Below are 25,908 nucleotides of genomic sequence, written 5' to 3'. Positions count from 1 at the left end.
GTCCGCGCCACCCTAGCGCCGCGTGGCGGGGCCCCCGCACCCGGCGTAGCGTCGGGACCGAGAGCCGGACCGAAGGAGGCCGATCGATGGTCCGAAACGTCATCGGCTCGGTCCTGGCCCTCGCCGGAGCGACGGCCGCCGTCTGGAGCCCCTTCCGTGCCTGGTACGACGGCCGTCACGGCAGCGATTACCGCATCGACGACCTGTTCGGCGGCATCACCGACGCGAAGGCGGAGGTGGTCGGCTCGATCCTGCTGCCGTTCGCCTTCGCCGCCGTGGTCGCGCTCCTGGGTGTGGTGCTGCGCTCGCGGATCCTGGTGGCCCTCGCCGGGCTGGTCGTGGTCGGGTTCACCGTCCTGTGGATGGTCCGGGTCGGGCAGGCCGAGGGCAGCCTGACGGTCGCCGGCGACGGTACGGGTCTTGGCGACGGGGTCGCGGCCGCCCTCGGCGGCGGGGTGCTGCTCCTCCTGGCCGCGGTGGTCATGTCGGGCCGCGCCCGCACGCACGAGATGGAGCTCGGCCCGCAGCCGGAGCCGCGGCCCACGCACCCGACCCTGGACGACCCGGACGCGACGCAGGGACAGCCGACCCGGACGATGGACGTGCCCACCCGGGACCGGCAGCACCACGAGCCGCAACACCACGAGCCGCCGCCCCCGAACCACCGCCCCTGAGCCACTGCGGCCCGAGTCATCGCCCCTGAGCCACGGCGGCCCGAGTCATCGCGGCCGAGTCACAGCCGCCCCAGTCACCGCGCCTGAGCCACGGCCGCCCGAGCCGTCCGCAGCCGGGCCGCGGCCCGACGAGTCACTGCGCCCGAGTCACTGCGCCCGAGTCACTGCGCCCGAGTCAACCGCTCCTCGTCACGCCCTCGGCGCCGCCGACCGGCCCGTCGCCGTGCCCTTCACCGCGTCGAGGGCGTACACACAGCGGTCCTTGCTGCACGCGTACACGACCCCGCCCCGCGCCACCGGCGAGCCGGTGATCTCGCCGCCGGTCGCGAGCTTCCAGCGCAGCTGGCCGCCCGTCGCGTCCAGCGTGTACAGGACGTGGTCCGCCGAGCCGAAGTGCACCCGGCCGTCGGCGACGACCGGCGTGCCGATCAGCTCGCCGCCCGCCGCGAACCGCCACTTCGGGGTGCCGGTGACCGCGTCGAGCGTGTACAGCGCGCTGCCGCTGCCCACATGCACGTTGCCGTCGACGACCAGGACCGGCTCGATCGACTGGCGCGACTCCGTGGCGATCCGCCAGCGGTCCTGACCGGTCGTCGCGTCGAGCGCGTACACCGTGCCGAGGTAGTCGGCGAGGTACACCCCGCCGCCCGTGACGGCGGGACCGGGGGCGAACGCCGGCGGCGAGAGGAAGACCGCGGGCGCCTCGAAGTGCCAGCGGACGTGCCCGCCGGCGATGTCGATCGACAGCACACGCGTACCGGCCGAGACGTACACACAGCCGTCCTCCGCCGGGGCCACCCGGACCGGGACGTTGCCGCAGGAGGCGGCGTCGCCCACCGGGTACGACCAGCGCTCGACACCCGTACGGGCGTCCAGGGCCTGGAGCCGGGCGTCGCGCCACACGTACACCGTGTCGCCGTGCACCGCGGGCCCCGCCTCCGGGGTCTCGAAGTCCGTCTGCGCACCGCTGATCTCCCACAGCTTGGCGCCGTTGGAGGCCTCCCAGCCCTGGACCCCGCCGCCCCGGGTGCCGGTGACGACCGTGCCCCGGTCGACCTTGAGCGAGTACACCCAGGCGTCCGTCGAGAGCCGCCAGCGCTCGCTGCCGTCGGCGGCGTCGAGGGCGTACAGCGTGGGCCCGTCGGAGGCGTGGATACGGCCCTGGGACACGGCCATCGACCAGGCCACGTCCCGGGTCTTGAACTGGCGGCGGCCACTGGCCACGTCCAGCGCGTGCACCTCGAAGGAGGTCACGTAGAGGAGGTCGCCGGCGACGACCGGCGTGCCCCACACGTCGTTCGACATGCGGAAGCGCCAGGGCCGCCAGTGCGACGGCTCCTGCGCGGCCTCCGGGGCCGGGGCGGGCGAAGGCAGCGGACGGGAGCCGGGCGGCGGGCCCGGCTCCGCGCCGTTCGCGCCGCCGCCGGGCGGGCGGATCCAGCCGGTGGCCGGGCCCGCGTCGGCGCCGAGGCCGGCGCCGACGGCGGCGCGGGTGTCGGCGACCCGGGGGCCGGGCCCGATCGGGACCGCGGCGCCCGCCAGACGTACGGGACCGGCCTCCTGGCCCGCCTCCGCCGGCCCGGCGTGCCGTCCGCCGCCCACCGCGACCGCGCCCTGGCCGGACCGCGGGTCGCCGCTCCACTCCGGCGCCGGCCGGGGCGGACGCGGCGGTGCGGGCGGGGCGGCGGGAGGCGGCGGCGTGCTGGGGCGGCCGCCGCGGCGCGTCTCGATCATGGCCGTGGCGCGCTGCGGCAGCCAGGCCGAGGCCGTACCGCTGTCGTCGCTGCCCGAGCCGAAGAGATGCGGCGCGAGCTGCGCCTGCAGATCGGCCGGCGTCGGGCGGCGCGCGACGTCCATCTGCATGCAGGAGTCGATGAGCGGGCGCAGCTCGTCCGGCAGCCCTTCCAGGTCCGGGCCTTCCCGCAGCAGCATGAAGACGGTCTCGACGGGGTTGGCGCCGTGGAAGGGGGCGTGGCCGGTCGCGGCGAAGACCAGCATCGAGCCGAGCGAGAAGACGTCGGAGGCGCCGGTGACGCTGCGCGAGTCGCGGGCCTGCTCGGGCGACATGTACGCGGGCGTGCCGACGGCGACGTTGGTCATGGTCAGCCGGGTGTTGGAGACGCCGGATGCGATACCGAAGTCGATCACCCGGGGGCCGTCCTCGACGACGAGGACGTTGGAGGGCTTGAGGTCGCGGTGGACCAGGCCCGCGCCGTGGATGGACTGCAGGGCCTCGGCGACACCGGCGGCCAGCCAGCGCACCGCCTGGGCCGGCAGCGGCCCGCACTCGTTCACTATCTCTTCGAGGGAGGGTGCGGGAACGTACGCGGTGGCGAGCCACGGCACGGCGGCCCGGGGGTCCGCGTCGACGACGGCGGCCGTGTAGAAGCCGGAGACCGCCCGTGCGGCCTCGACCTCACGGGTGAAGCGGACACGGAACAGCTGGTCCTCGGCGAGCTCGGTCCGCACGGTCTTGATCGCCACGCGCCGCCCGGACGCCGAGCGCGCGAGATAGACCAGGCCCATGCCGCCTGCACCGAGCCGGCCCAGCACCTCGAAAGGCCCGATCCGTCTCGGGTCGTGCTGCGTCAGCTGCTCCACTTGCCTGCCACCTCCCCGTACGGGCCATGAGGGTACGGCCCCGTGGCCCTGATTCTTCCTGTCCGAGGCGGCGGTTGCGAACCCGGGGGCGGATCGGGGTGTCTTACCTCATATCGCCGGACGCGGCGGAGGGCTTTTCGGCGGGTTCGCCGCTTTCATCACCGGGCTCGACGTGGGCTTCGCCGGCTCGCCCGGCCGTGCGCTCGGCCGTGCGCTCTGCGGCACGCTCTGTGGCGGGCTTGTCGGCGGGCTCGTCGGCCGGCTCCGCCAGGACCGCGAAGCGGGCGCCCTGGTTGTCGTGGAGGACGGCGATGCGGCCGTGCGGGGTGTCGAAGGGCGGGTTCGTGACGCGGCCGCCGAGGGCGACGGCCCGCGCGCAGGTCTCGTCGCAGTCGGTGACGGCGAAGTAGATGAGGATGTGCCCCGGCATCTCGGCCGGGAAGGCCCCGGTGAGGACCGCGCGGCCACCGAAGGCGGAGTCGTCACCGGGGCGGGAGCCGGGCGGCGACCAGACGCGGTAGTCGAAGTCGCTCTCCCTGCCCTCCTCGTCCGGCTCGACCTGGCGGCCGAGATAGCCGAAGACGGAGGCGTAGAAGGTGTCGACCGCGTCCTTCTCCCGCGTGTACACCTCCATCCAGCAGAAGGAGCCGGGGAGCATCGTCTTCTCGAAGCCGTCGTCGTCGCCCGCCTGCCGCAGGCCGAAGACGGCGCCGCCGGGGTCGGCGGCGAGCGCCAGCACGCCGAAGGGGCCGACAGGGTAGGGCTCCATGATCATCTGCCCGCCGGCGGCCTTGATCCTGCCCGAGAGCAGGCCCGCGTCGTCGGTGGCGAGGTAGACGGTCCAGGTGGTGGGCATCCGGCCGTCCCGCTTCGGGATGAGGCCGGCGACGCGCTTGCCGTCACTGAGGGCCTCGTCGCGGTCGGGGTCGAAGGTCCAGCCGAAGAGCTCGCCGTAGAACCGCTTCCCCGCCTCGAGGTCGGGGAGCTGCGCCTCCACCCAGCAGGGGGTGCCCTCTGTGAATACGGCCATGGCTCCACGCTAGGTCGGGGAGACCCGCCGCGCACGCCCCGTAATCGAACATACCGCCATATAGGGACCCGGCGGCCCCCGAGTTCCGTGAGTTGTCCACCGAAGTTGTCCACAGGCTGTTAATAAGCCTATTCGGGTACGGGGCGGCTCCCTGGATGCCCCCGGAGCGGTCCCGGAGCGCTCCCGTGACGCTCGTGGGGCACTCGGGGGAAGCCCCGGCCCGGCACCCCGCGGCCCGCGCGAAGCCCTCCGATCGCCGCTCCGGAGGGGCCGCACCCCATTTGCAGTCGGCCGAATCGCGCGCCGATCACCCCTCGGTAAGCTGACGGCATGACAGGACAAGTACGCACCGTCGACGGCCGCGTGGCCGGACGACGCGGTCAGGCGACGCGGCAGAAGCTGCTCGACTGCCTCAGCGAGATGCTCAGCTCCTCGCCGTACCGGGACGTCAAGGTCATCGACGTGGCCCGGAAGGCGGGGACTTCACCCGCGACGTTCTATCAGTACTTCCCCGACGTCGAGGGCGCCGTCCTCGAGATCGCGGAGGAAATGGCCAAGGAAGGCGCGGCGTTGACCGATCTGGTCTCCGGCCGCTCCTGGGTCGGCAAGGCCGGCTGGCAGACCTCCGAGGAACTGGTCGAGGGTTTCCTGGACTTCTGGCGCCGGCACGACGCGATCCTGCGGGTCGTGGACCTCGGCGCCGCGGAGGGCGACAAGCGGTTCTACAAGATCCGCATGAAGATCCTGAACTCCGTCACCAACTCCCTTACGGAGACGGTCAAGGAGCTCCAGGCGAAGGGCAAGGTCGACAAGGACGTGAGCCCCGCCGCGATGGCGGGCTCCCTGGTGGCGATGCTGGCCTCGGTGGCCGGCCACCAGAAGGGCTTCCAGACCTGGGGAGTGAAGCAAGCCGAACTGAAGCCGAATCTGGCGCTGTTGGTGCACCTGGGGATCACGGGCAAGAAGCCGACGAAGTAGCCCGCACACCACCTCTTCGCCCGTCCTGTCACGCCGACGGCGGTCCCCTTCGCGAGACTGCCGTCGGCGTTCCCATGTCCGGCGGGCGGCACGCGCCCGGCGAAGACCCGGCGCAGACCCGGCGCAGGCTCAGCGAAGACCCGGCGCAGACCCGGCGAAGACCCGCGGGGCTACCGTCGCGTCAGTCGGAGGAGCCTGATCTCCCGCTCCACCCGGGCCTGGTACGTCGCGTACGGCGGCCAGAACCGGAGCGCCGCCTCCCACGCGTCCGCCCGCTCCTGGCCCGAGAGCAGCCGCGCGCGCACCGGGATCGTCTCGCCCCGCCAACTCACCTCCGCGTCCGGGTGCTTCAGCAGGTTCCCGGTCCAGGCAGGATGGCCCTCCCGGCCGAAGTTGGACCCGATCAGGAGCCAGGTCCCGCCGGGCTCCGGCAGGCACGCGAGCGGGGTCACGCGCGGCTGCCCCGACCTGGCGCCCTTCGCGGTGAGGACGAGGCCCGGCAGCATCTGCGCGCTCAGCATCACCTTGCCCCGCGTCAGCCGGTGCACCGCCCGGTCCATCGCCGGGATGACGTGCGGGGCGACCTTCGCGAACGTCCGCGTGGACGACACCTTCTGCATCAGACGCACTCCGACGGGCATCAGGCCGCCACCTCCCCGAAGAGTCCGGTCACCTGGGCCGCCCGCTCGCGCAAGCGGCGCGCGGGCCCGAAGAGCAGCTCGTCGGCCGTCGCCCGTTTGAAGTACAGGTGGGCCTCGTGCTCCCAGGTGAAGCCGATGCCGCCGTGCAGCTGGATCGTCTCCCCCGCCACCGTCCGCAGCGCGTCGAGGGCGGCCGCCAGCGCGAGCCCGCCGGTGCCGGGGTCCCGGGCCGCGCCGTACGTCAGCGAGCGCGCCGCCTCCACCTGGACGTACAGGTCGGCGACCCGGTGCTTGACCGCCTGGAAGGAGCCGACGGGCCGCCCGAACTGTTCACGGGACCGGACGTACTCGACCGTGCGGTCCAGGGCCGCCTGGGCGGCGCCGACCGCCTCGGCCGCGAGCGTCACGGCCGCGCTCCGTCCGGTCGCGGCGAGCGCGCCCAGCACGTCGACCGGCTCTTCGCCGAGCAACTCGGCCTCCACATCCCGTAGTTGGACTGAGGCCTGCGAGCGGGTCGCGTCCAGGGCCGGCTGCCGTACGCGGACGAGTCCGGCCGCCTCCCCGCGTACGAGGAAGAGCAGGGTGCGGCTGCGCGCGAAGCCCCCGGCGTGGGCGGCGACCACGAGCAGCCCGGCGCTGTGTCCGTCGAGGACCTGGGTGACCTCCCCGTACAGCCGCCACGTGCCGTCCGTGACGTGCGCCTGTACGCCACCGGCCCGCCCGCCGCCGGCGGCCCAGGAACGGTTGTCCCCCGTCAGGCCGAGCACGAGGGAGAGCGCGCCGCCGGGGACGGCGAGGGCGCAGGTCAGGGTGCCGTCGGCGATGCGTGGCAGGAGTGCGGCGCGCTGGACCCCGGTGCCGAGCGCGGTGATCGGCGGGGCGGCGAGGACGGCGGTGGCGAGGAGCGGCGAGGGGGCGAGGGCCCGGCCGGTCTCCTCGCAGGCGAGGGCGAGCTCGGCGGGGCCGCAGCCCACGCCTCCGTACTCCTCGGGCAGGGCGAGGCCGGGCAGCCCGAGGGCGGCGGACATCCGGTGCCACAGGTCGGTGTCGTACCCCTCGGGGGTGGCGACGGCGGCGCGGACCTCGGCGGGTCCGGAGCGTTTGGCGAGCAGTTCGCGCAGGGTGCGGCGGATCTCGTCCTGCTCCGCGGTGAAGGCGGCGTCCATGGGGCTCCCCTCCGTATCTGACGGCCCGTCATGTTAGGCCGGGCCGGAGCAGAAGCACAGAGCCAGGATCAGCAGATCTCGCCGGGCGCCTTCGCGGTCGCCCGCAGCAGATCCCGTACGAGATCGAAGTCGACGTTCTCCGTGCGCCGGAACCGCAGGCAGCCCTTGCCCATGTCCTGGCCGGCCAGCCGCTCCTCGAAGCTCTCCCGGACGTCCGGGCGCATCAGATAGAAGGAGATGTAGTGCTTCTGCTGGGCGAAGGCGATCTCCGGCTGCCCGCCCGGCCGCCGGTACGCGGGCATGCCGTAGGACAGGATCTCCTCGAAGCCGTGGAGCTCCGTGCGGCACAGCTCGCGCAGCCGGACCAGGACCGTCAGCCGGTCCGGATCGACGACCTCGGCGAGGTAGCCGTCCACATCCTCGGTCTCGCTTCCCGGCATCCCTTCCTCCTTGTTCGACGTATCTGATGTACCGTCAGATTCATGCCCACCACATCACGAGGCCGCCGCCGCGTCGCCGTCGTCGGCATATCCCTCTCCGACTGCGGCCGCGTCGACGAGGCCACTCCCTACACTCTGCACGCCCAGGCCGCCCGCCGCGCCCTCGCGGACAGCGGGCTCGACCGCTCGCTGATCGACGGCCTCGCCTCGGCGGGCCTCGGCACGCTCGCACCGGTCGAGGTCGCCGAGTACCTGGGTCTGCGCCCCCGCTGGGTGGACTCGACCGCCGTCGGCGGCGCCACCTGGGAGGTCATGGCCGCGCACGCGGCCGACGCCATCGCCGCGGGCCACGCCAACGCCGTCCTGCTCGTCTACGGATCGACCGCCCGCGCCGACATCAAGGCCCGGCGCCGCACCTCGAACCTCTCCTTCGGCGCGCGCGGCCCGCTGCAGTTCGAGGCCCCCTACGGGCACACCCTGATCGCCAAGTACGCGATGGCCGCCCGCCGCCATATGCACCAGTACGGGACGACCCTGGAGCAGCTCGCCGAGGTCGCCGTCCGGGCGCGGGCGAACGCCGCGCACAACCCGGAGGCGATGTTCCGCGAGCCGGTCACGGTGGACGAGGTGCTCGGCGGCCCGATGATCGCCGACCCGTTCACCAAACTCCACTGCTGCATCCGCAGCGACGGCGGCTGCGCGGTGCTGCTCGCGGCCGAGGAGTACGTGCCGGACACGGCGAAGGCGCCCGTGTGGATCCTCGGCACGGGCGAGCACGTCTCGCACACCACGATGTCGGAGTGGGAGGACTTCACGGTCTCTCCGGCGGCGGTCAGCGGCCGGCTCGCCTTCGAGCGGGCGGGGGTGCGGCCCGAGGACATCGACCTCGCCGAGATCTACGACGCCTTCACCTACATGACGCTGGTGACGCTGGAGGACCTGGGCTTCTGCGCGAAGGGCGAGGGCGGCCCGTTCGTGCAGGAGAAGGACCGGCTGCCGGTGAACACGGACGGCGGCGGGCTCTCGGCCTGTCACCCGGGGATGCGGGGACTGTTCCTGCTCGTGGAGGCCGTACGGCAGCTGCGCGGGGAGGCGCCGGGGCTGCAGGTGCGGCGCGCGGACGGGAGCCTGCCGGAGCTGGCGGTGGCGTCGGGGACGGGGGGCTGGTTCTGCTCGTCGGGAACGGTGGTGCTGGGCCGGGGCTGACCCGGCCCCACGGATCCCCACAAGCAGCGCGCGGCCCACGCGGTGCCCGTGAAGGAGTACGGGAACGAGTCGCGGGCCGCCGCAGCCCGACAGAGGAGAAGCCTCCTCCCCGGCAGGAAGTGGGCCGAACGTACCCGCTACTGTCCTGCGCACTAGGGGAGGGAAGATCTTGAAGCACGCGCACACGCACACGCACAGACACGGCCGCCGCCTGACGGCCCTGGCCGTCACCGCCGTCCTCGCGGCCACCGGGGGGACCCTGGCCGCGCCTTCGGCCATAGCCGCCGTTCCGGCCGCCACCGCCGACACGACGCCGCAGGAGACCGCCGTACGGTTCCCGCTGAACGCGGAGGTCGTCAGCGCCGGCACCTCCGGCTTCCTGTCGAAGACCAACACCGCCACCCCCGAGTACCGCTGGACCCGGTACGCGGACGGCACCTCCACCGTGTTGCCCGCCGCCGCCCTGGTGACCGGCGGGGTCTCGGACATCGTGGTGACAGGGGAGAACGCGGAGCCACACCTCAACCGCTTTTTGAAGATCCACGACATGACCTCACCCTCGGCGGCGCCCGTGGAGGTGGACCTCGACGAGCTCGGCGCCGACTACTGGTTCGCGGGCGCGATCGGCTCGACGCTGATCGCCATGGTGGAAACGGGGGAAGCGGGCTGGCTGCCCCACCTCATCACCGCAGAGGGCGGGTCATTGACCCACCGCCCGGTCACCGGCATGCCGGAGGGGGCATGCGACCTGAACGTGACCGCGTACTCCACGAACACCGCCGTGTTCGACTGCGGGCTCGGGTTGAACGAGGTCCGCGGCAAGGTCGTCGTCGATCTCACCACGGCCACCGCCGTATCCGCGCACGTCCAGGCCGGCTCTCCCGCCCGTCTGTGGGAGGCCGCCGTCTCCAGCACCCATGTGGCGTGGCACGAGTGGGTGGATGGGGCGCGGGTGATCGGCGCCGCGCGGCGCGGCTCGACCGAGACCAAGCGGATCCGGACGAAGGGCTACTACGAGGACAGTTTCCGGATGCTCGGCGAGTGGGTGACCGTCGGCGAGCCGCGCCCGCTCGAATACAGCGGAGGCCCGTACGGCGGTGTGGCGCCCACACCGCCGAGGCCCCTCACGGCCGAGTCGGCCGAGACCGGCGAGACGGTCGATCTCCTCGCGCACCTCTCCTCCGCGGTCCCCGCCCCCGACGGCTCCCTGATGGTGCGGGGCGGCACACCGGCCGAGGGCGAGGGCCTCTACCAGGTGGCCCTCGGCGCGGACGGGAAGCCGGTCGCCACGCTGGTCGCCTCGACCGGTCAGGCGACCGCCGTGACCCTCCTCGGCAGTACCGTCCCGACCGTGTTCACCGGCGACCAGCTCGCCAAGGGCGTCGATCTCAGCTGGGACCTGTCCCGGGGCGACGCGTACGTGTGGGCGACGCTGGTCCACGTACGGACCGGGCAGCGGCTGCAGTGGCCGCTCGTGACCGACGGCGGCCCGACGGCGCGGCGGACGGTCAGCCTGCGCTGGAACGGCAGAGAGCTGACGGGCTTCGGCTCCACACGCCCCGCACTCAACGGTGAGTACACCTGGGAGATCGCCGCGCTACCGGACGACGGCATCGGCCCGGACCTGAAGGCCACCGGGCGGTTCACGGTGTCCCGTCCCGTGGCCCCGCACGACTACGACGACAACGGGACCCCCGACGTGTTCGTCCGCGACGGGAACGGAGCTCTGGTGCGCCTCGGCATGCAGCGGTCGGAGGCGGGCGACAGCGTCCTCCACGAGGGCGGCTGGAACGTCGGCGGCGGCTGGCAGATCTACGACCGGATGGAGTCCGTCGGAAACGTGGCGGGCACCTCCGTGGCCGACTCGATCGCCCGGGACAAGAGCGGTGTGCTCTGGCTCTACCAGGGCACCGGCCTCGGGGCGAAGCCGCTCCAGCCCCGGACGAAGATCGGCGGGGGCTGGCAGATCTACGACCAGCTCGCGGGCGGCAGCGACCTCACCAACGACGGCAAGGCCGACCTCCTCGCCACGGACAAGTCCGGCGTCCTCTGGCTCTACGGCGGAACGGGCAATGCCAACGCCCCCTTCGCCACGCGGAAGAAGATCGGCTGGGGCTGGGGCATCTACAACCAGCTCACCGCCGTCGGCAACATCGCCGGAGCGGCGGCCGGAGACCTCCTCGCTCGCGACAAGGACGGCGTCCTCTGGCTCTACCTCGGCAAGGGCGACGGCACGTTCGCCAGCCGCATCAAGATCGGCGGCGGCTGGAACACGTACAAGGACCTCATCGGCATCGGTGACGGCAACGGCGACGGCCGCCCCGACCTGTTCGCGCTCAAGCAGGGGACGGGCAAGAGGGCGTACTTCTACGCGGGCACGGGTGACTGGCGCGCGCCGTTCAGAGCCGGGAAGTCCACCGGCGTGCTCCCGGATGACGTGTCGTACGACACCGGGTTCTGACGGCCCGAGGCCGGAGCATGCCGAGCGGCTGCTCCGGCCTCCCCGACCGCTCGGGCCGCGCGATCCGCCCGGCCACTGCCGCCTAGGGTTACCGCATGACCGACTTCGACCACGCGCTCCGCTCCCTGCGGGTCTGGGACACCGAGCTGCCCGTCTTCGACCCCAGGACGGCGCCCGCCGATCCCCTGCCGCTCTTCCACGACTGGTTCGTGGCGGCGGCCCGAGCAGGCCAGATCGAGCCCCACACCATGTCCCTGGCGACCGTGGACGAGGACGGCCGGCCCGACGTCCGTACGGTGATGCTGCACGACGCCGACGAGCGCGGCTGGCACTTCGCCTCGCACGCCACCAGCGCGAAGGGCCGCCAGCTCGCCGCCCGTCCCGACGCCGCGCTCCACTTCTACTGGCCGGCCCAGGGCCGCCAGGTGCGGGTGCGCGGCCGGGTCACGACCGGGACGCCCGAGGAGGCGTACGCGGATCTGCACGCGCGCACGACCGGCGCCCTGGCCTCGGCCCTGGTCGGCAGGCAGAGCGAGGTGCTCGGCTCGCGCGAGGAGCTGGCAGCGTCGAGCGCCGTGGCCTGGGAGCGGGCGAGCACCGATCCGGACGCCCACGCGAAGACGTGGACCCTGTACGTCCTCGAGCCGGCCGAGGTCGAGTTCTTCCAGGGCGACGAGCAGCGACGCCACGTGAGGCTCCGATACCGCAGGGAGACCACCACCTGGGTCCGCGAGCTGCTGTGGCCCTGAGGGCGCACCATGAGAGGAGGAGGTGGAACGCGATGGGTACGTACATGGACGTCCACCACAACATGGTGGGCATCACCGCTGAACAGCTCCGGGAGGCGCACGCCGCCGACCTCGCGATAGAGAAGGACGAGGGCGTGCACTTCGAGCGGGCATGGGCGGACCCCGAGTCCGGTCTGGTGTACTGCCTCTCCCACGGTCCCTCGGCCGAGGCGGTCCAGCGCATCCACGCCCGTACGGGTCACGCGGCCGACGAGATCCACGAGGTGCCCCTCAGCGTCTGAGCCGAAGCGGAAGCCGGAGCGGATGCCGGAGCGGAAGTCGAGGCCGGGGCCGGGGCCGGGGCCGAGCCCGGAGCCCGACCCTCCCGGCCCGTGTCACTCCCCCGCGTACATCGAGTCGATCTCGCGGGCGAAGTCCCGCAGCACCGCGCCCCGTCTCAGCTTCAGCGAGGGCGTCAGGTGCCCGCTGGTCTCGGACCACTCGGTCGTGAGCACACGGAACGCGCGGATCGACTCGGCCCGGGACACCAGCCGGTTGGCGTCGTCCACGGCACGCTGCAGCGCCGCGAGGAGTTCCTCGTCCCGGGTGAGCTCCCACAGGGCGAGGTGGTCCTTGCGCCGCATCCGCCGCCAGTGCAGAAGCCCCTCGTGGTCCAGGGTGACCAGCGCCGTGATGTACGGACGGTTGTCGCCGAGGACCATGCACTGGCCGACCAGGGGATGCGCGCGCAGCCAGTCCTCCAGCGGCGCCGGGGCGACGTTCTTGCCGGCCGAGGTGATGAGGACGTCCTTCGTGCGGCCGGTGATCCGCAGATAGCCGTCCTCGTCCAGCGCGCCCAGGTCCCCCGTCGGGAACCAGCCCTCGTCGGTGTAGGGCAGCGCCACACCGCGCTGGGCGTCCCAGTAGCCGGCGAAGACATGGCCGCCCTTGAGCCACACCTCCCCGTCGTCGGCGATCCGTACCGCCGTGCCGGGCAGCGGCCGGCCGACGGTTCCGGTGCGCGGGAGCCGCGGCGGGGTGACCGTCGAGGCGGCGGTCGTCTCCGTCAGGCCGTACCCCTCGAAGACCTCGACCCCAGCGCCCGTGTAGAACTCCGAGAGCGTGGCCCCCAGCGGCGACCCGCCGCAGATCACGTACCGGACCCGCCCGCCGAGCGCGGCCCTGATCCGCCGGTAGACCAGGGGGTCGTACAGCGCCCGCGCCGCCTTCAGCCCGAGGGAGGGCTCCGCCTCCTGCCCGTACCGACGGGCGACCCGGGCGGCGCGGTCGAAGGAGGCGGCCCGGCCCGAGCGTTCGGCCGTGGCGCGGGCCGCGTTGTAGACCTTCTCCAGGACGTACGGGATGGCCAGCAGGAACGTGGGCCGGAAGGCGGCCAGGTCGGGCAGCAGGTCGTCGTTCTCGACGGACGGCGCGTGCCCGAGCCGTACCCGCGCCCGCACACAGCCGATGGCCACCATCCGGCCGAAGACGTGCGCGAGGGGCAGGAAGAGCAGCGTCGACGGGGGTTCCTTGCTCTCCTCGCGGAAGACGGGGTGGAGGAGTTCGACGGCGTTGTCGACCTCGGCGAAGAAGTTGGCGTGGGTCAGGGCGCAGCCCTTGGGACGGCCGGTGGTGCCCGAGGTGTAGATGAGGGTGGCGAGGGTCTCGGGGGTGAGCAGCCCGCGGCGGGCGGTCACGGCCTCGTCGGGGACGTGCGCCCCGGCGCGGCGCAGATGGTCGACGGCGCCCCCGCCGAGGACCCAGAGGTGGGCGAGGCCGGGCAGTCCGCGACGCTCGGTGGAGACCAGCCGGGCCTGGCTCATGTCCTCGACGACGCAGGCGGCAGCGCCGGAGTCCTGCAGGATCCAGCGGGTCTGGAAGGCGGAGGAGGTCGGGTAGACGGGGACGGTGATCAGGCCGGCGGCCCACGCGGCGAAGTCGAGCAGGGTCCACTCGTAGGTGGTGCGCGCCATGAGGGCGAGCCGGTCCCCGGGCCGCAGGCCCTCGGCGATCAACCCCTTGGCCACGGAGTGGACTTCGGCGGCGAAGGCGGAGGCGGTGACGTCCTGCCAGGTGCCGTCGGGACGCTTGCGCCCGAAGACGACGGCGCCCGGCTCCTCGCGCGCGTTGTCGTAGGGGAGGTCGGCGAGCGAACCGCGCCGGACCCGGGGGGCGAGCGGGGGCACGGAGGCCTCCCGCACCCGCCCGTCGACGACGGTCACGGTCACGGTCACTGAAGGGGTGGCGACGGACACGTACGACTCCTCGGTCTGACCCTCAAGTAACCTTACTGTGCGGTAAATAAACGGCCATGCAAAGGAGTTCGAAGGAGTCGAATGAGGAATTTCCTCGCCCTGGCCGGGGCCGTGGCCCGTTCCCCCTTCACGAAGGTCCGCCCGGACGCGCCGCTGCCCCGGACCCGGATCGAGAGCGGCCCGCGACGGATCGACGGGGACCACCTCGCCGCGTACGCACGGATCTGCGGCTTCCCACCGGAAGAGCGGTCACTGACGCTGCCGCTGACGTACCCTCACGTCCTCGGTTTCCCCGCGGCGATGCGGTTGATGGCCCGCCGGGACTTCCCGCTGCCGCTGCTCGGCCTGGTCCACACCTGGATCACGATCACCCGGCACGCCCCGCTGACGGCGGACGACCGCCCCGAGATCACGGTGTACGCCCGGACGCTGTCCCCGCACCGCAGGGGCACGGAGGTCACGATGGTGACGCAGGCGCGGCTCGCGGGGCAGCTGGTGTGGGAGTCGACGAGCGGCTATCTGGCACGCCACGCCCGCCCGGCCGGCTCCCCTCCGCGCAGCCCGGCGCCGCCACCGCTGCCCGAGACCGCCGAGTGGCGCCTCCCGGCCGATCTGGGCCGCCGCTACGCCGCCGTGTCCGGCGACCGCAACCCGATCCACCTCCACCCGCTCACCGCACGCGCCTTCGGCTTCCCCGGGACCGTCGCGCACGGCATGTGGACCTTCGCCCGCTGCCTGGCCGAACGGGACCCGTCCGGTGAACTCCCGTACGCACGCGCAGAGTTCAAGGCGCCCGTACTCCTGCCGGGGGTGGTCTCCTACGCCGCCGGCGACTCCGGCCGCTTCCAGCTGAGGAACGGCGACCGCCTGCACCTGACCGGCGTCACAGGGGAGGGCGGGGAGTCCGGGGAGCCCGGGGAGCCCGGGGAGGAGACCAGCGCTCGCTCGTCATGAGGGTGCCGAGCCCCGCCCAGGAGAAGTTCATCAGCGTCGCCGCCGCCTCCCAGGCCGTCATCCCCGGCGTCTCGTTGGCCCAGTTGGCCAGCGACTCCGCCGCCCCGACCAGCGCCTGGGACAGCCCCGCGACATCCCGCTCGGCCAGCTCCGGGTCCCGCCGCGTCGCACGGTGCGTCTCCCGCGCGGCGGCCCCGATCAACGTCCCCACGTACGCCACGATCTCGTCGCGCATCTGCGCCGCCTCACCGGCGAACGGCTCCCCGTGCGTCCGCGCCTGCCGGCTCAACACCGCCCAGCCGTCGGGGTGCTCGGCCGTGTGCGTGAAGAAGGCGAGCAGCCCGGCCCACAACTGCTCCTCGGCCGGCAGCTCCGGATCGACCCCGGCCGCGACGGCGGCGAGCAGCGCCTTCGCCTCCCGCCGGATGCAGGCGGTGAAGAGGTCTTCCTTGGAGTTCAGATACAGATAGACGAGCGGCTTGGACACGCCCGCGAGCTCGGCTATCTCGTCCATGGACGCGGCCTGGTACCCCCGCTGCCCGAAGGTCTGCACGGCGGCGTCCAGCATCTGCTGCTCGCGCACCGCCCGCGGCATCCGCTTGACCTTCGTGCCGCCCACCTCGGACATCCTTCCCACCCCTGCTCGCCTGCTCCCGGGGAGAGCCTACGGCCTCGTCGGCCGGGGGCGGCCAGACCCTGGTCGGCGGTCACGCGGCAGTCGGCGCTTGCGCGCCCCGGTGAAGCGAACCGAGTTGCCGGGTTCCGGCAGTACGTCTTGTGCACCGCCTGCCGAGCTCCACCGATGCGGAGGACATGGTGGCGAAGCATCATGAGGCGGGCCGCTGCTGATCCTGGCGGCCACTCGGCTTCATGACCCGGGTGGCCCTGACGAACGGAGGAGGAGAGAGATGAGCGCCATCCTGATCCTGTTCGGCTCTCTCGGGGGAATCGGCCTCCTGCTGGTGATCCTCCTGCTCCGCCGCTCCAGCAGTCGCACGGGAACCGTCGACGGGCTGCGGATCGAGCACGAGGCCCGGCGTCAGGCACAGATCGACCGGATCTCGTACAACGCCCGATCCGTCCACAACTCCATGCCCACCTCAAGCGACAGCCACCAACAGCGCCATCGCCGCGGCTGAGCCGGGGCGGCCCGGCGTCGTCCCCTACAGTGCGAAGGCATGACGGCACTCGCATCCTTCACCTTCGTGCGCCACATCGACGGGCTCCGCTACCGCTTCGAGCGCGACGGCGAGCACAACGGCCGCCCCGCCTACCGCCGAACGGACGGGAACGTGCGGTGCGTCTGGTCGCCGGCCGACGGCTGGCACTGCGAGATCGCCGACGGCCTCGTCACCGCCCATCCCCTCGACAGCCACGCCGACGAACCCGAACCCCCTGCCACCGTCTGGCGCAGCTTCAAGAACGATCGCTCCTACCTCTACGACCTCCGGACCCTCGACCCCGAAGCGTGATCCGCCGGACGGCGACGCCTTCGAAGGTCCGGCCCGCCGTGCCTTCGTGACAGGGTGAACGAATGGCGACGAACCGCGAGCACTCATCCGATCTCCACCCCACCGGATTCACACCGTGGCCGGACACCGCCCCGGCCCACAGTGATCTCCTCGCGGCGAAGGCCCTCGTCTACGACCCCTGCGGGTTCACCTGCTCGCAGCCGGTCCCCGAAGCCGAGAGTGCCGCGTACGCCGCCCACGCGTTCACCCTCGACGGACTCTCCGTCCGATTCCGCGCGGCCAGGACGACCCCCACCAAGGTCGGCCAGTTCGTCACCGTATGGAAGAGGGCCCCGGGCGGGCCCATCCAGCCCTTCGACGCGACGGACCCCGTCGACCTCTTCGTCATCAGCACCCGCGACCAGCACCACCTCGGCCAGTTCGTCATTCCCATGGACGCGCTCCGCCGGCACGACGTCGTGTCGGCGAACGGTTCCGGTGGGAAGCGAGCCTTCCGCGTCTACCCGCCCTGGGTGACCACCACCAACCGCCAAGCCGGCATGGCGCAGGCGTGGCAGCTGGACTACTTCCTGCACCTGCCCCAGGACGGGTCCATCGACTCCGCCCGTGCCCGAGAGCTCTACCACCCATAGGGCGGCGCCCGCGCGACCACAGGACGAGCCGGCCCGCCGACAGGGCCGGCTGGTGGCTGACGACGTGATGCCCATGCCCCCGCACCGGGGACATGGGCATCAGGCGTGCACGTGGAGCTACGCGGCGACGATCAGGCGGCGACGGCCACCGGCTCGCGCTCGTCGACCGGGGAGGACGAGGCCGCGTTGTACGCGTCGACGTCCAGGATCTTCTCGCGGGCGGCGACGACGACCGGGACCAGCGCCTGGCCGGCGACGTTCGTGGCCGTACGGACCATGTCGAGGATCGGGTCGATCGCCATCAGCAGACCCACGCCCTCCAGCGGGAGACCCAGGGCCGAGAGCGTCAGCGTCAGCATGACCGTCGCCCCGGTCAGACCGGCGGTGGCGGCGGAGCCGACCACGGAGACGAAGACGATCAGCAGGTACTCCTTGAGGCCCAGCTGCACGTCGAAGATCTGCGCGATGAAGATCGCGGCCAGCGCCGGGTAGATCGCGGCGCAGCCGTCCATCTTCGTCGTGGCGCCGAACGGGACGGCGAAGGAGGCGTACTCCTTCGGGACGCCGAGGCGCTCGGTGACCTTCTGGGTGAGCGGCATCGTGCCGACCGAGGAGCGGGAGACGAAGGCCAGCTGGATGGCCGGCCAGGCGCCCTTGAAGAACTGGAGCGGGCTGACCTTGGCGACCGTCGCGAGGAGCAGCGGGTAGACGCCGAAGAGGACGATGGCGCAGCCGATGTAGATGTCGGCGGTGAAGGTGGCGTACTTGCCGATCAGGTCCCATCCGTAGTTGGCGATGGCCTTGCCGATGAGGCCGACGGTGCCGATCGGGGCGAGGCGGATGACCCACCACAGCGCCTTCTGCAGCAGCTCCAGGACGGACTCGGAGAAGTTGAGGATCGGCTGGGCCCGCTCGCCGATCTTGAGGGCGGCGACACCGGCGACGGCGGCCATGAAGACGATCTGCAGCACGTTCAGCTCGGTGAACGGCGTGATGACGTCCGTCGGGATGATGCCGGTGAGGAAGTCGATCCAGCTGCCCTTGTTCTCGGGCAGCTTGGCGTCCTGCGTCGTGACTCCGGCGCCGGCGCCGGGGTTGGTGATCAGGCCGATCGTGAGGCCGATGCCGACGGCGATCAGGGACGTGATCATGAACCAGATGAGCGTCTGGCCGGCCAGCCGGGCAGCGTTGTTGACCTTGCGCAGGTTGGTGATCGACACCAGGATCGCGAAGAAGACGAGCGGCGCGACGGCCAGCTTCAGGAGCTGGACGAAGATGCCGCCGACCTGCTCCAGGGTCTGCTTGAGCCAGCTGACGTCCTGGCTGCGGGCGAGCCAGCCGAGCAGGACACCGAGCACGAGACCGGCGACGATCTGGGCCCAGAAGGGGATCTTCGGTATGCGGGAGGAAGTCGGGGACTTCGTCTCCGGCGTGGACGCGGACGCGGACACAGACACACTCCACAGGTGCGTATCGGAACATACGGGACGGGGGTGCGGTACACCGCGCTCAGGCGGTACCGCTGCATGATGCCGGGGTCAGAGCTCGCGGCAACAGACCGCGGACATACAGCGGCACAGATCGACATGCCGGCGCGCCACGAGCGGAATGCTCACGGCATCGGGGAGGCGCACGGCTGTCTTCACGCCGGACACGTTAACACTTGAACTTTGAGAAGCTCAAAGCCCTTCTTTGAGGTGCTCGGGTGCCGCCTGGACCTCCGAAACGCAGAACACCCCGCTCAGGAGCCTTCGAAGCTCCCGATCGGGGTGTGTCGTCTGTGATGAACCTTACGCGTCCTCGCGGGCCCGGTTGGCCTCGAGACGCCCCTTCGCCCGGTCCACCTTGGACACGATCTGCTCGGACATCGCGTCCCGCTGCCTGCGCAGCAGCACGAAGCTGAGCGGCGCGGAGATGACGATGGAGAGGAGGAGCACCCACAGCAGGTTGGAGTCGCCGAGGCCGCTCGGCAGCACGCCGAGGTAGACGAGCCCCCAGAGCGCGAGGAAGCAGCCGGCGAAGATGCCGATGCGCATGAGGGTGTACCGGAGGGTGGCTGCGCCCGTCCCGTTGCTCGTCCCGTTCTCGGACACGACGGCCCCTTTCTCTGTCGTACGGATTCGCCCGACCAGTGAAGCACGGGGCAAACGTGATCAATTCAGCGGGAGCAGCATGAAGATGTCGTCGCGGTCGTCCCCCTCGGCCACCCGGATCGCGCCGGGCACCCGCCCGACCTCCTTGTAGCCGCAGGAGGCGTAGAAGCGGTCGACGCCCGTGCCGCCCCGGCAGGTGAGCCGTATCGCCTCGATCCCGTCGAAGCCGCGCACCGCGTCCTCGACGGCGGCCATCAGGTCGCGCCCGTAGCCCTTGCCCTGGTGGGAGGGGTGGACCATCACCGTGTACAGCCACACCCAGTGCTTCATCAGCCGGTGCGTGTTGTACGCGACGAAGGAGGTGGCGGCGACGGTGCCGTCCTCCTCGTACCCGACGACGAGCCGCATCCGTCCCTCGGCCATCGCGACGAGGTGCTTGACGAGCTCCGGCCGGATCTCGTCGGCGGTCACCGGCGGGACGAAGCCGACGGCGCCGCCCGCGTTGGACACGTCCGCCCACAGGCGCAGGACGCCGTCGCGCAGGGCAGGGGTGATCGGGGGGTCGAGTGCGAACGTGAGCGCCATGGGACCGGTCTCAGACCCGCATCGGCTGGGGCGACTCGCGGCGGTCCGCGTCGGGCCCCGGGTACTCGCGGATGATCTCGTAGCGCGTGTTGCGCTCCACCGGGCGGAAGCCGGCGTCCCGGATCAGTTCGAGCAGGTCGTCACGGGTGAGCTTGTTCGGCGTGCCGTAGTTGTCGGCGTCGTGCGTGATCTTGTACTCGACGACCGAGCCGTCCATGTCGTCCGCACCGTGCTGAAGCGCGAGCTGGGCGGTCTGGATGCCGTGCATGACCCAGAAGACCTTGACGTGCGGCACGTTGTCGAACAGCAGCCGCGAGACCGCGAAGGTCTTCAGGGCCTCGGCGCCGGTCGCCATGGTGGTGCGGGCCTGGAGCTTGTTGCGGACCTTGCCGTCCTTCATATCCACGAAGTCGTGCTGGTAGCGCAGCGGGATGAAGACCTGGAAGCCGCCGGTCTCGTCCTGGAGCTCACGCAGCCGCAGCACGTGGTCGACGCGGTGACGGGGCTCCTCGATGTGCCCGTACAGCATCGTCGAGGGGGTCTTGAGCCCCTTCGCGTGCGCGAGGCGGTGGATCCGGGACCAGTCCTCCCAGTGCGTGCGGTGGTCCACGATGTGCCGGCGGACCTCCCAGTCGAAGATCTCCGCGCCACCGCCGGTGAGGGACTCCAGACCGGCCTCGATCAGCTCGTCGAGGATGTCGGAGGCCGACATGCCCGAGATCGTCTCGAAGTGGTGGATCTCGGTCGCCGTGAACGCCTTCAGCGAGACGTTCGGCAGCGCCTTCTTCAGCTCCGAGAGGGAGCGCGGGTAGTAGCGCCAGGGCAGGTTGGGGTGGAGCCCGTTGACGATGTGCAGCTCGGTGAGGTTCTCGTTCTCCATCGCCTTGGCGAGGCGGACGGCCTCCTCGATGCGCATCGTGTACGCGTCCTTCTCGCCCGGCTTGCGCTGGAACGAGCAGTACGCGCAGGAGGCGGTGCACACGTTCGTCATGTTGAGGTGACGGTTGACGTTGAAGTGGACGACGTCACCGTTCTTGCGGGTCCTGACCTCGTGGGCCAGGCCGCCGAGCCAGGCCAGGTCGTCGGACTCGTAGAGAGCGATGCCGTCCTCCCGGCTCAGCCGCTCTCCGGAACGGACCTTCTGCTCAAGGTCGCGCTTGAGTCCCGCGTCCATGTACGGCCGCCTCCCATGTCTGACGTGTTTCAGGCTCCACCCACCGTACTCTCAGCCCTCTTCGGGGAGATCCCCGACCCGGTTCTCCCACTTGGTGGAGAGCACGATCGTCGTACGGGTGCGGGAGACGCCCTTGGTGCCGGAGAGCCGGCGGATCGTCTTCTCCAGCCCGTCGACGTCGCTCGCCCGCACCTTGAGCATGTACGAGTCGTCGCCCGCGATGAACCAGCAGTCCTCGATCTCGGCGAGGTCCTTCAGGCGGCGCGCCACGTCCTCGTGGTCGGCGGCGTCGGAGAGGGAGATGCCGATGAGGGCGGTGACGCCGAGGCCGAGCGAGGCCGCGTCGACCGTCGCGCGGTAGCCGGTGATGACCCCGGCCGCCTCCAGACGGTTGATGCGGTCGGTGACGGAGGGGCCGGAGAGCCCGACGAGCCGGCCGAGTTCGGCGTACGAAGCCCTGCCGTTCTCGCGCAGAGCCTGGATGAGCTGCCTGTCCACGGCGTCCATAGGTACGAAGCCTTCCATTGTCCAGCGATACCGCGAGTTTAGGTATAGAATCTAAGGTACACAGGGGCGACACCCTGTGAATCTTTCAGTTGATCAAAGACGATCTTTCAGGAGTGGTGTTCACCGTGTACACGATCGAGATGGCCTACGCCCGTATGCGCGAGCTGCAGGACCTGGCCAACCGCTCGCGTGCCCACCAGCCGTCCGCTTCGAAGCGCGCCGAGAAGAAGCGCGCCTCCAAGAAGCGCTAATCCCCCCGGGAGGAAGCCCCACCGAGCTCCCCCTCCCAGCGGCGGTACAGCCGGTGCGGCACCCCTGCCGCGTCGAGCACCCGCCCGGCGACGAAGTCCACCAGATCCTGGATGTGCGTCGCCCCCGCGTAGAACGCCGGAGAGGCGGGCAGCACCACGGCGCCCGCCTCGTCCAGCGCCACCAGGTGCTTCAGCGTCTGCCCGTTCAGCGGGGTCTCCCGCACCGCGACCACCAGCGGCCGCCGCTCCTTGAGCGTCACGCTCGCCGCCCGCTGCAACAGGTCCTTCGAAAGCCCCAGCGCCACACCCGCCACCGAGGCGGTCGACGCGGGAACGATCAGCATCCCCTTGACGGGGTACGACCCCGAGGACGGCCCCGCGGCCAGATCCCCGGCGGCCCAGTACCGCACGTCGTCGACGTCCACCTCGAAGGTGCCGGGCTTCCCGTCCGCGCCCCGCGCGAGCCACTGCGCGAGGTCCTCGCGCCAGTGGGCATCCCGGAAGGCGATCCCGGTCTCGTCGAGCAGCGTCAGCCTCGACGCCCGCGAGACGACCAGATCGACGCTCTCCCCCGCTGCGAGCAGCCCCCTCAGGACGGCGGCGGCGTACGGGGTCCCTGACGCCCCGGACACCCCGACCACCCAGGGACGACGCTGCTGTTTCTCTACCGGCTCCACGCCGACGAGCCTATCCGGCGGCGTGGAGGGCGGCCTTACTCAGGCTGCCTTGCCGACTTTGACGACGTACACCGTGACGGACGCATCGTCCGGGCGGTACAGCACCCGCCAATCCCCTACCGGCAGCCGGTAATAGCCGGATCCCCCCAAAGCGCGCGCCTCGCCCGGACGCGGCTCCTCGGCCAGCACCCGAATGGCTGCCGCGCACGCCTTCGCGCCGACGGGATCGGCCTCGCGCAGTCGGCGGAACTCCTGCATCGCCAGGTGCTCCCAGACCACGACACGGCTCACCGTTCGGCCTGCCTGTCCTCAGCCTCCAGCTGTGCCATGAACGCGTCGTGATCGAGCCGCGGCCCGCCGGGATCCGCCTCGCGGCGCCTGGCCTCCGCGATGTCCGCCTCGTCCCGGAAGCGCTGGAGCTCCTCGAGTTCGTCTATCGGCACGAGAGCCGCCGCCGGCTTCCCGTACTCACTGATGAGGATGTGTTCGTGGCCGTGGCGGACCCGGCCCACCAGCTGTCCCAGCTGGTTGCGGGCCTCCACGAGCGGATACGTATCCATGAAGAAACTGTACACACCTGCGGGTCCGTACGGTGGCCGTTCGAACTACACGGTCAGGCCGCGCACCAGCAGGTCGAGCAGCGCGCACACGAAGAGGGAGATCCCGATGAAGCCGTTCGTGGTGAAGAACGCGCGGTTCAGGCGGGACAGGTCGTGCGGCTTCACGATCGTGTGCTCGTAGCAGAACGCCGCCACCACGATCACCAGACCGGTCCAGAAGAACAGCCCCGCGTCCGTCGCCAGCGCGTACCAGACGAGCAGCCCGGTCGTGACGACCGCCGAGGCCCGCGCGCCCCAGAGCGCGGCCGGAACGCCGAAGCGGGCCGGGACGGACAGGACGCCGTGGGCGCGGTCCGCCTGGACGTCCTGGCAGGCGAAGATCAGGTCGAAGCCGCCGATCCAGACGCCGACCGCCAGGCCCAGGATCACCGCGTCCCAGGACCACGCCCCGGTCACCGCGATCCAGGCCCCGATCGGCCCTATGGCCTGGGCGAGCCCGAGGATCGCGTGCGGGAAGTTCGTGAACCTCTTCCCGTACGGGTAGACCACCATCGGCACGACGGCGAGCGGCGCGAGCGCCAGACACAGCGGATTCAGCAGCGCCGCGGCCCCCAGGAACACGACGACCGCGATCCCCGCCCCGGTCCACGCGGACCGCACGGACACGGCCCCGGTCACCAGCTCCCGTCCCGCGGTGCGCGGATTACGGGCGTCGATCTCCCGGTCGATGATCCGGTTGCAGGCCATCGCGAAGGTCCGCAGCCCGACCATGCAGAGGGTGACGAGCAGCAGGGTCACCCAGTGGATGTCCCGGTCCACCTGGAACATCGCGGTCAGCGAGGCGATGTACGCGAACGGCAGCGCGAACACCGAGTGCTCGATCATCACGAGCCGCAGGAAGGCCTTCACCTTGCCCGTGGGCTCGGGAGCGGGCCCGGAACCGAGAACTCCCTCGGCGGCAGACGTCATCCGAGGAACCTCCGGAAGTCTTCGATGCGGGTGCGCAGCTCGGCCCTGTCCATGGGGTCGATCTCCAGGTCGAGGTGGACACCCGTGTCGTGCCCCTTCGGCGTCAGCCGCACGTGGAAGGCGAAGCCGTCCCCGACCGGAACCGACTGGAGCTCCAGCGGGTTGCTCCGCGCCTCGGTCACCGGCAGCCGGAACGACCCGCCGCTCTCGAGCCCCGCGCGCAACGCGTCCGTGAACGCAGCCACCTCGTCGAGGTCCAGGTAGGCGCCGAAACCCGCCGAGAACACGTCGTCCCAGTCCGCCGTCACCCGCCAGCCCTCCGAGGAACCCGGGTCATGCGCCAGCGCGACCCAGGCGACGTCGTCGCCGATCCGAAGCTCCGGGCTCACAGCCCGTACTCCTTCCAGCGGCGGTCCACCAGGGCCGCCGTCGACGGGTCCGACTCCACCATGTCCGGCCAGCCGCCGTCGCGGGTGTAGCCCTCCTCGGGGAGCTTCTTCGTCGCGTCGATGCCCGCCTTGCCGCCCCAGAACTGCTGGTACGAGGCGTGGTCCAGGTGGTCCACCGGGCCCTCGACGACCGTGAGGTCGCGGGCGTAGTCCGTGTTGCCCAGGGCCCGCCAGGAGACCTCGTGCAGGTCGTGCACGTCGCAGTCCTTGTCCACCACGATGATCAGCTTCGTCAGCGACATCATGTGCGCGCCCCAGATGGCGTGCATGACCTTCTGCGCGTGCTTCGGGTACTTCTTGTCGATCGAGACGATCGCGCAGTTGTGGAAGCCGCCCGACTCCGGCAGGTGGTAGTCCACGATGTCCGGCACGATGATCTTGAGCAGCGGCAGGAAGAAGCGCTCCGTGGCGCGGCCCAGCGGGCCGTCCTCCGTCGGCGGCCGGCCCACCACGATCGACTGCAGCAGCGGACGCTTCCGCATCGTCACGCAGTCGATCTTCAGCGCGGGGAACGGCTCCTGCGGCGTGTAGAAGCCCGTGTGGTCGCCGAACGGCCCCTCCGGAAGCATCTCGCCCGGCTCCAGCCAGCCCTCGATGACGACCTCCGCGTTCGCCGGCACCTGCAGCGGCACCGTCTTGCAGTCGACCATCTCGATCCGCTTGCCCTGCACGAAGCCCGCGAACAGGTACTCGTCGATGTCACCCGGCAGCGGCGCCGTCGACGCGTACGTCACCGCCGGCGGGCACCCGAAGGCGATCGCGACCGGCAGCCGCTCGCCCCGCTCCGCCGCCACCGCGTAGTGGTTGCGGCTGTCCTTGTGGATCTGCCAGTGCATCCCGATGGTGCGCTTGTCGTGGCGCTGCAGCCGGTAGAGACCGAGGTTCCGCACCCCCGTCTCCGGGTGCTTGGTGTGCGTCAGGCCCAGGTTGAAGAAGGACCCGCCGTCCTTCGGCCAGGTGAACAGCGCCGGCAGCCGGTCCAGGTCCACGTCGTCCCCGGTCAGGACGACCTCCTGGACGGGCGCGTCCTTCACCTTCCTCGGCGGCACGTGCACCATCGAGCCCAGCTTGCCGAAGGCCTCCCGCACCCCGACGAAACCGTGCGGCAGCTCCGGCTTGAGCAGCCCGCCGATCTTCTCGCTGATCTCCTCGTACGACTTCAGGCCCAGCGCCTTCAGCAGCCGGCGGTCCGTCCCGAAGACGTTCATCGCGAGCGGCATGGCGGAGCCCTTGACGTTCTCGAAGAGGAGCGCCGGACCTCCCGCCTTGTTCACCCGGTCGACGATCTCCCCGACCTCCAGGTACGGATCGACTTCGGCCTTGATGCGCTTGAGGTCGCCTTCGCGCTCAAGGGCCCTGAGCAGCGAGCGGAGATCGTCGTAAGCCATAGGGGCCAGTATCGGTC

Annotated in this window: 29 protein-coding genes; 11 read left to right on the top strand and 18 right to left on the bottom strand. The window is 71.4% G+C overall.

Annotated features, from left to right (window positions below; translation table 11 throughout):
* The first annotated feature begins 86 nt into the window (after positions 1-86).
* Positions 87-674: a hypothetical protein gene (locus FDM97_RS03215; protein WP_137988753.1), complete on the top strand. Its 588-nt coding sequence runs from the start codon at positions 87-89 to the stop codon at positions 672-674.
* 189 nt (positions 675-863) lie between these two features.
* Here FDM97_RS03215 and FDM97_RS03210 read toward each other — a convergent pair whose 3' ends face one another.
* The gene (locus tag FDM97_RS03210; protein WP_137988752.1) at positions 864-3,275 is read right to left on the bottom strand and encodes an outer membrane protein assembly factor BamB family protein; all 2,412 of its coding nucleotides are present in this window, start codon (positions 3,273-3,275) and stop codon (positions 864-866) included.
* Between the two features lie 103 nt (positions 3,276-3,378).
* Positions 3,379-4,305, bottom strand: a complete 927-nt coding sequence (locus tag FDM97_RS03205; protein WP_175439018.1) for a VOC family protein — start codon at positions 4,303-4,305, stop codon at positions 3,379-3,381.
* Between the two features lie 330 nt (positions 4,306-4,635).
* Here FDM97_RS03205 and FDM97_RS03200 point away from each other — a divergent pair, with 330 nt between their 5' ends.
* Complete coding sequence (locus tag FDM97_RS03200) at positions 4,636-5,283, top strand: TetR family transcriptional regulator (protein WP_137988751.1); 648 nt, start codon at positions 4,636-4,638, stop codon at positions 5,281-5,283.
* Positions 5,284-5,453: 170 nt separating this feature from the next.
* Here FDM97_RS03200 and FDM97_RS03195 read toward each other — a convergent pair whose 3' ends face one another.
* The 3 genes from FDM97_RS03195 to FDM97_RS03185 all read right to left on the bottom strand — a co-directional run bounded on the left by FDM97_RS03195 (position 5,454) and on the right by FDM97_RS03185 (position 7,530).
* A complete protein-coding gene (locus FDM97_RS03195; RefSeq protein WP_137988750.1) occupies positions 5,454-5,924 on the bottom strand; it encodes a nitroreductase family deazaflavin-dependent oxidoreductase in 471 nt (156 codons plus the stop codon).
* Positions 5,924-7,090 carry an acyl-CoA dehydrogenase family protein gene (locus tag FDM97_RS03190; protein WP_137988749.1) on the bottom strand — a complete coding sequence of 389 codons (1,167 nt, stop codon included), beginning with the start codon at positions 7,088-7,090 and terminating at the stop codon, positions 5,924-5,926. The genes FDM97_RS03195 and FDM97_RS03190 overlap by 1 nt, the downstream gene beginning before the upstream one ends.
* Before the next feature lie 68 nt (positions 7,091-7,158).
* Positions 7,159-7,530: an iron chaperone gene (locus FDM97_RS03185; protein WP_137988748.1), complete on the bottom strand. Its 372-nt coding sequence runs from the start codon at positions 7,528-7,530 to the stop codon at positions 7,159-7,161.
* Positions 7,531-7,572: 42 nt separating this feature from the next.
* Between FDM97_RS03185 and FDM97_RS03180 the strand changes: the two genes are divergently transcribed.
* The 4 genes from FDM97_RS03180 (at position 7,573) to FDM97_RS03165 (ending at position 12,227) form a co-directional block, all read left to right on the top strand.
* A complete protein-coding gene (locus tag FDM97_RS03180) occupies positions 7,573-8,736 on the top strand; it encodes a thiolase C-terminal domain-containing protein (RefSeq protein WP_137988747.1) in 1,164 nt (387 codons plus the stop codon).
* Positions 8,737-8,905: 169 nt separating this feature from the next.
* Positions 8,906-11,197: an FG-GAP-like repeat-containing protein gene (locus FDM97_RS03175; protein WP_137988746.1), complete on the top strand. Its 2,292-nt coding sequence runs from the start codon at positions 8,906-8,908 to the stop codon at positions 11,195-11,197.
* A 95-nt stretch (positions 11,198-11,292) separates the two neighbouring features.
* Complete coding sequence (locus tag FDM97_RS03170) at positions 11,293-11,946, top strand: pyridoxine/pyridoxamine 5'-phosphate oxidase (RefSeq protein ID WP_137988745.1); 654 nt, start codon at positions 11,293-11,295, stop codon at positions 11,944-11,946.
* 32 nt (positions 11,947-11,978) lie between these two features.
* Positions 11,979-12,227, top strand: a complete 249-nt coding sequence (locus tag FDM97_RS03165) for an SCO4226 family nickel-binding protein (RefSeq protein WP_137988744.1) — start codon at positions 11,979-11,981, stop codon at positions 12,225-12,227.
* A gap of 93 nt (positions 12,228-12,320) precedes the next feature.
* Here the strand turns inward: FDM97_RS03165 and FDM97_RS03160 are convergent, their stop codons facing one another.
* Positions 12,321-14,180, bottom strand: coding sequence for an AMP-dependent synthetase/ligase (locus FDM97_RS03160; protein ID WP_137988743.1), 1,860 nt, complete (start codon positions 14,178-14,180; stop codon positions 12,321-12,323).
* Positions 14,181-14,261: 81 nt separating this feature from the next.
* Between FDM97_RS03160 and FDM97_RS03155 the strand changes: the two genes are divergently transcribed.
* Complete coding sequence (locus tag FDM97_RS03155; protein ID WP_137988742.1) at positions 14,262-15,134, top strand: MaoC family dehydratase; 873 nt, start codon at positions 14,262-14,264, stop codon at positions 15,132-15,134.
* On the opposite strand, the gene FDM97_RS03150 is transcribed toward FDM97_RS03155, so the two are convergent.
* The gene (locus FDM97_RS03150; protein WP_137994628.1) at positions 15,064-15,753 is read right to left on the bottom strand and encodes a TetR/AcrR family transcriptional regulator; all 690 of its coding nucleotides are present in this window, start codon (positions 15,751-15,753) and stop codon (positions 15,064-15,066) included. The genes FDM97_RS03155 and FDM97_RS03150 overlap by 71 nt on opposite strands.
* Before the next feature lie 289 nt (positions 15,754-16,042).
* On the opposite strand from FDM97_RS03150, the gene FDM97_RS03145 reads away from it, so the two are divergent.
* The 3 genes from FDM97_RS03145 (at position 16,043) to FDM97_RS03135 (ending at position 17,238) form a co-directional block, all read left to right on the top strand.
* On the top strand, positions 16,043-16,273 hold the full coding sequence (locus tag FDM97_RS03145; RefSeq protein ID WP_137988741.1) for a hypothetical protein: 231 nt from the start codon (positions 16,043-16,045) through the stop codon (positions 16,271-16,273).
* A 39-nt stretch (positions 16,274-16,312) separates the two neighbouring features.
* The gene (locus FDM97_RS03140; RefSeq protein WP_137988740.1) at positions 16,313-16,606 is read left to right on the top strand and encodes a PH domain-containing protein; all 294 of its coding nucleotides are present in this window, start codon (positions 16,313-16,315) and stop codon (positions 16,604-16,606) included.
* Positions 16,607-16,668: 62 nt separating this feature from the next.
* Positions 16,669-17,238, top strand: coding sequence for a MepB family protein (locus tag FDM97_RS03135; protein WP_137988739.1), 570 nt, complete (start codon positions 16,669-16,671; stop codon positions 17,236-17,238).
* Between the two features lie 131 nt (positions 17,239-17,369).
* On the opposite strand, the gene FDM97_RS03130 is transcribed toward FDM97_RS03135, so the two are convergent.
* The 5 genes from FDM97_RS03130 to FDM97_RS03110 form a co-directional block, all read right to left on the bottom strand.
* A complete protein-coding gene (locus FDM97_RS03130; RefSeq protein WP_137988738.1) occupies positions 17,370-18,689 on the bottom strand; it encodes a dicarboxylate/amino acid:cation symporter in 1,320 nt (439 codons plus the stop codon).
* 339 nt (positions 18,690-19,028) lie between these two features.
* Positions 19,029-19,274, bottom strand: a complete 246-nt coding sequence (locus FDM97_RS03125; protein WP_137994627.1) for a DUF4229 domain-containing protein — start codon at positions 19,272-19,274, stop codon at positions 19,029-19,031.
* Between the two features lie 117 nt (positions 19,275-19,391).
* On the bottom strand, positions 19,392-19,916 hold the full coding sequence (locus tag FDM97_RS03120; RefSeq protein ID WP_137988737.1) for a GNAT family N-acetyltransferase: 525 nt from the start codon (positions 19,914-19,916) through the stop codon (positions 19,392-19,394).
* A 10-nt stretch (positions 19,917-19,926) separates the two neighbouring features.
* Positions 19,927-21,090 carry an aminofutalosine synthase MqnE gene (mqnE, locus tag FDM97_RS03115; RefSeq protein WP_137988736.1) on the bottom strand — a complete coding sequence of 388 codons (1,164 nt, stop codon included), beginning with the start codon at positions 21,088-21,090 and terminating at the stop codon, positions 19,927-19,929.
* Between the two features lie 51 nt (positions 21,091-21,141).
* Positions 21,142-21,597, bottom strand: coding sequence for an Lrp/AsnC family transcriptional regulator (locus FDM97_RS03110; protein ID WP_019888578.1), 456 nt, complete (start codon positions 21,595-21,597; stop codon positions 21,142-21,144).
* Between the two features lie 125 nt (positions 21,598-21,722).
* On the opposite strand from FDM97_RS03110, the gene FDM97_RS36805 reads away from it, so the two are divergent.
* On the top strand, positions 21,723-21,848 hold the full coding sequence (locus FDM97_RS36805) for a hypothetical protein (protein ID WP_284440317.1): 126 nt from the start codon (positions 21,723-21,725) through the stop codon (positions 21,846-21,848).
* Here the strand turns inward: FDM97_RS36805 and FDM97_RS03105 are convergent.
* Genes FDM97_RS03105 through FDM97_RS03080 form a run of 6 tightly spaced genes read right to left on the bottom strand, consistent with a single transcriptional unit; the run spans position 21,845 to position 25,891 of the window.
* Entirely contained in the window at positions 21,845-22,525 is a 681-nt protein-coding gene (locus FDM97_RS03105; protein WP_137988735.1) for a UbiX family flavin prenyltransferase, read from the bottom strand. The two genes, FDM97_RS36805 and FDM97_RS03105, sit on opposite strands and share 4 nt — an antisense overlap.
* Positions 22,526-22,564: 39 nt before the next feature.
* Positions 22,565-22,816, bottom strand: a complete 252-nt coding sequence (locus FDM97_RS03100) for a type II toxin-antitoxin system RelE family toxin (protein ID WP_217510222.1) — start codon at positions 22,814-22,816, stop codon at positions 22,565-22,567.
* Complete coding sequence (locus tag FDM97_RS03095) at positions 22,813-23,085, bottom strand: type II toxin-antitoxin system Phd/YefM family antitoxin (RefSeq protein ID WP_137988734.1); 273 nt, start codon at positions 23,083-23,085, stop codon at positions 22,813-22,815. The genes FDM97_RS03100 and FDM97_RS03095 overlap by 4 nt, the downstream gene beginning before the upstream one ends.
* A 45-nt stretch (positions 23,086-23,130) precedes the next feature.
* Positions 23,131-24,054 (bottom strand): menaquinone biosynthesis prenyltransferase MqnP, encoded by a 924-nt coding sequence (mqnP, locus tag FDM97_RS03090; protein ID WP_137988733.1) that lies wholly within the window; start codon positions 24,052-24,054, stop codon positions 23,131-23,133.
* A complete protein-coding gene (locus FDM97_RS03085) occupies positions 24,051-24,443 on the bottom strand; it encodes a hypothetical protein (protein WP_137988732.1) in 393 nt (130 codons plus the stop codon). Before FDM97_RS03085 ends, mqnP begins: the two co-directional genes overlap by 4 nt.
* Positions 24,440-25,891: a menaquinone biosynthesis decarboxylase gene (locus FDM97_RS03080; protein WP_137988731.1), complete on the bottom strand. Its 1,452-nt coding sequence runs from the start codon at positions 25,889-25,891 to the stop codon at positions 24,440-24,442. Before FDM97_RS03080 ends, FDM97_RS03085 begins: the two co-directional genes overlap by 4 nt.
* Positions 25,892-25,908 lie beyond the last annotated feature (17 nt).

It is taken from the genome of Streptomyces vilmorinianum (genome assembly GCF_005517195.1).
GTDB classification, from domain to species: Bacteria; Actinomycetota; Actinomycetes; order Streptomycetales; family Streptomycetaceae; genus Streptomyces; species Streptomyces vilmorinianum.
Note: the sequence above shows the minus strand (reverse complement) of the source record. Positions and strands in the feature narration are given on the sequence as shown.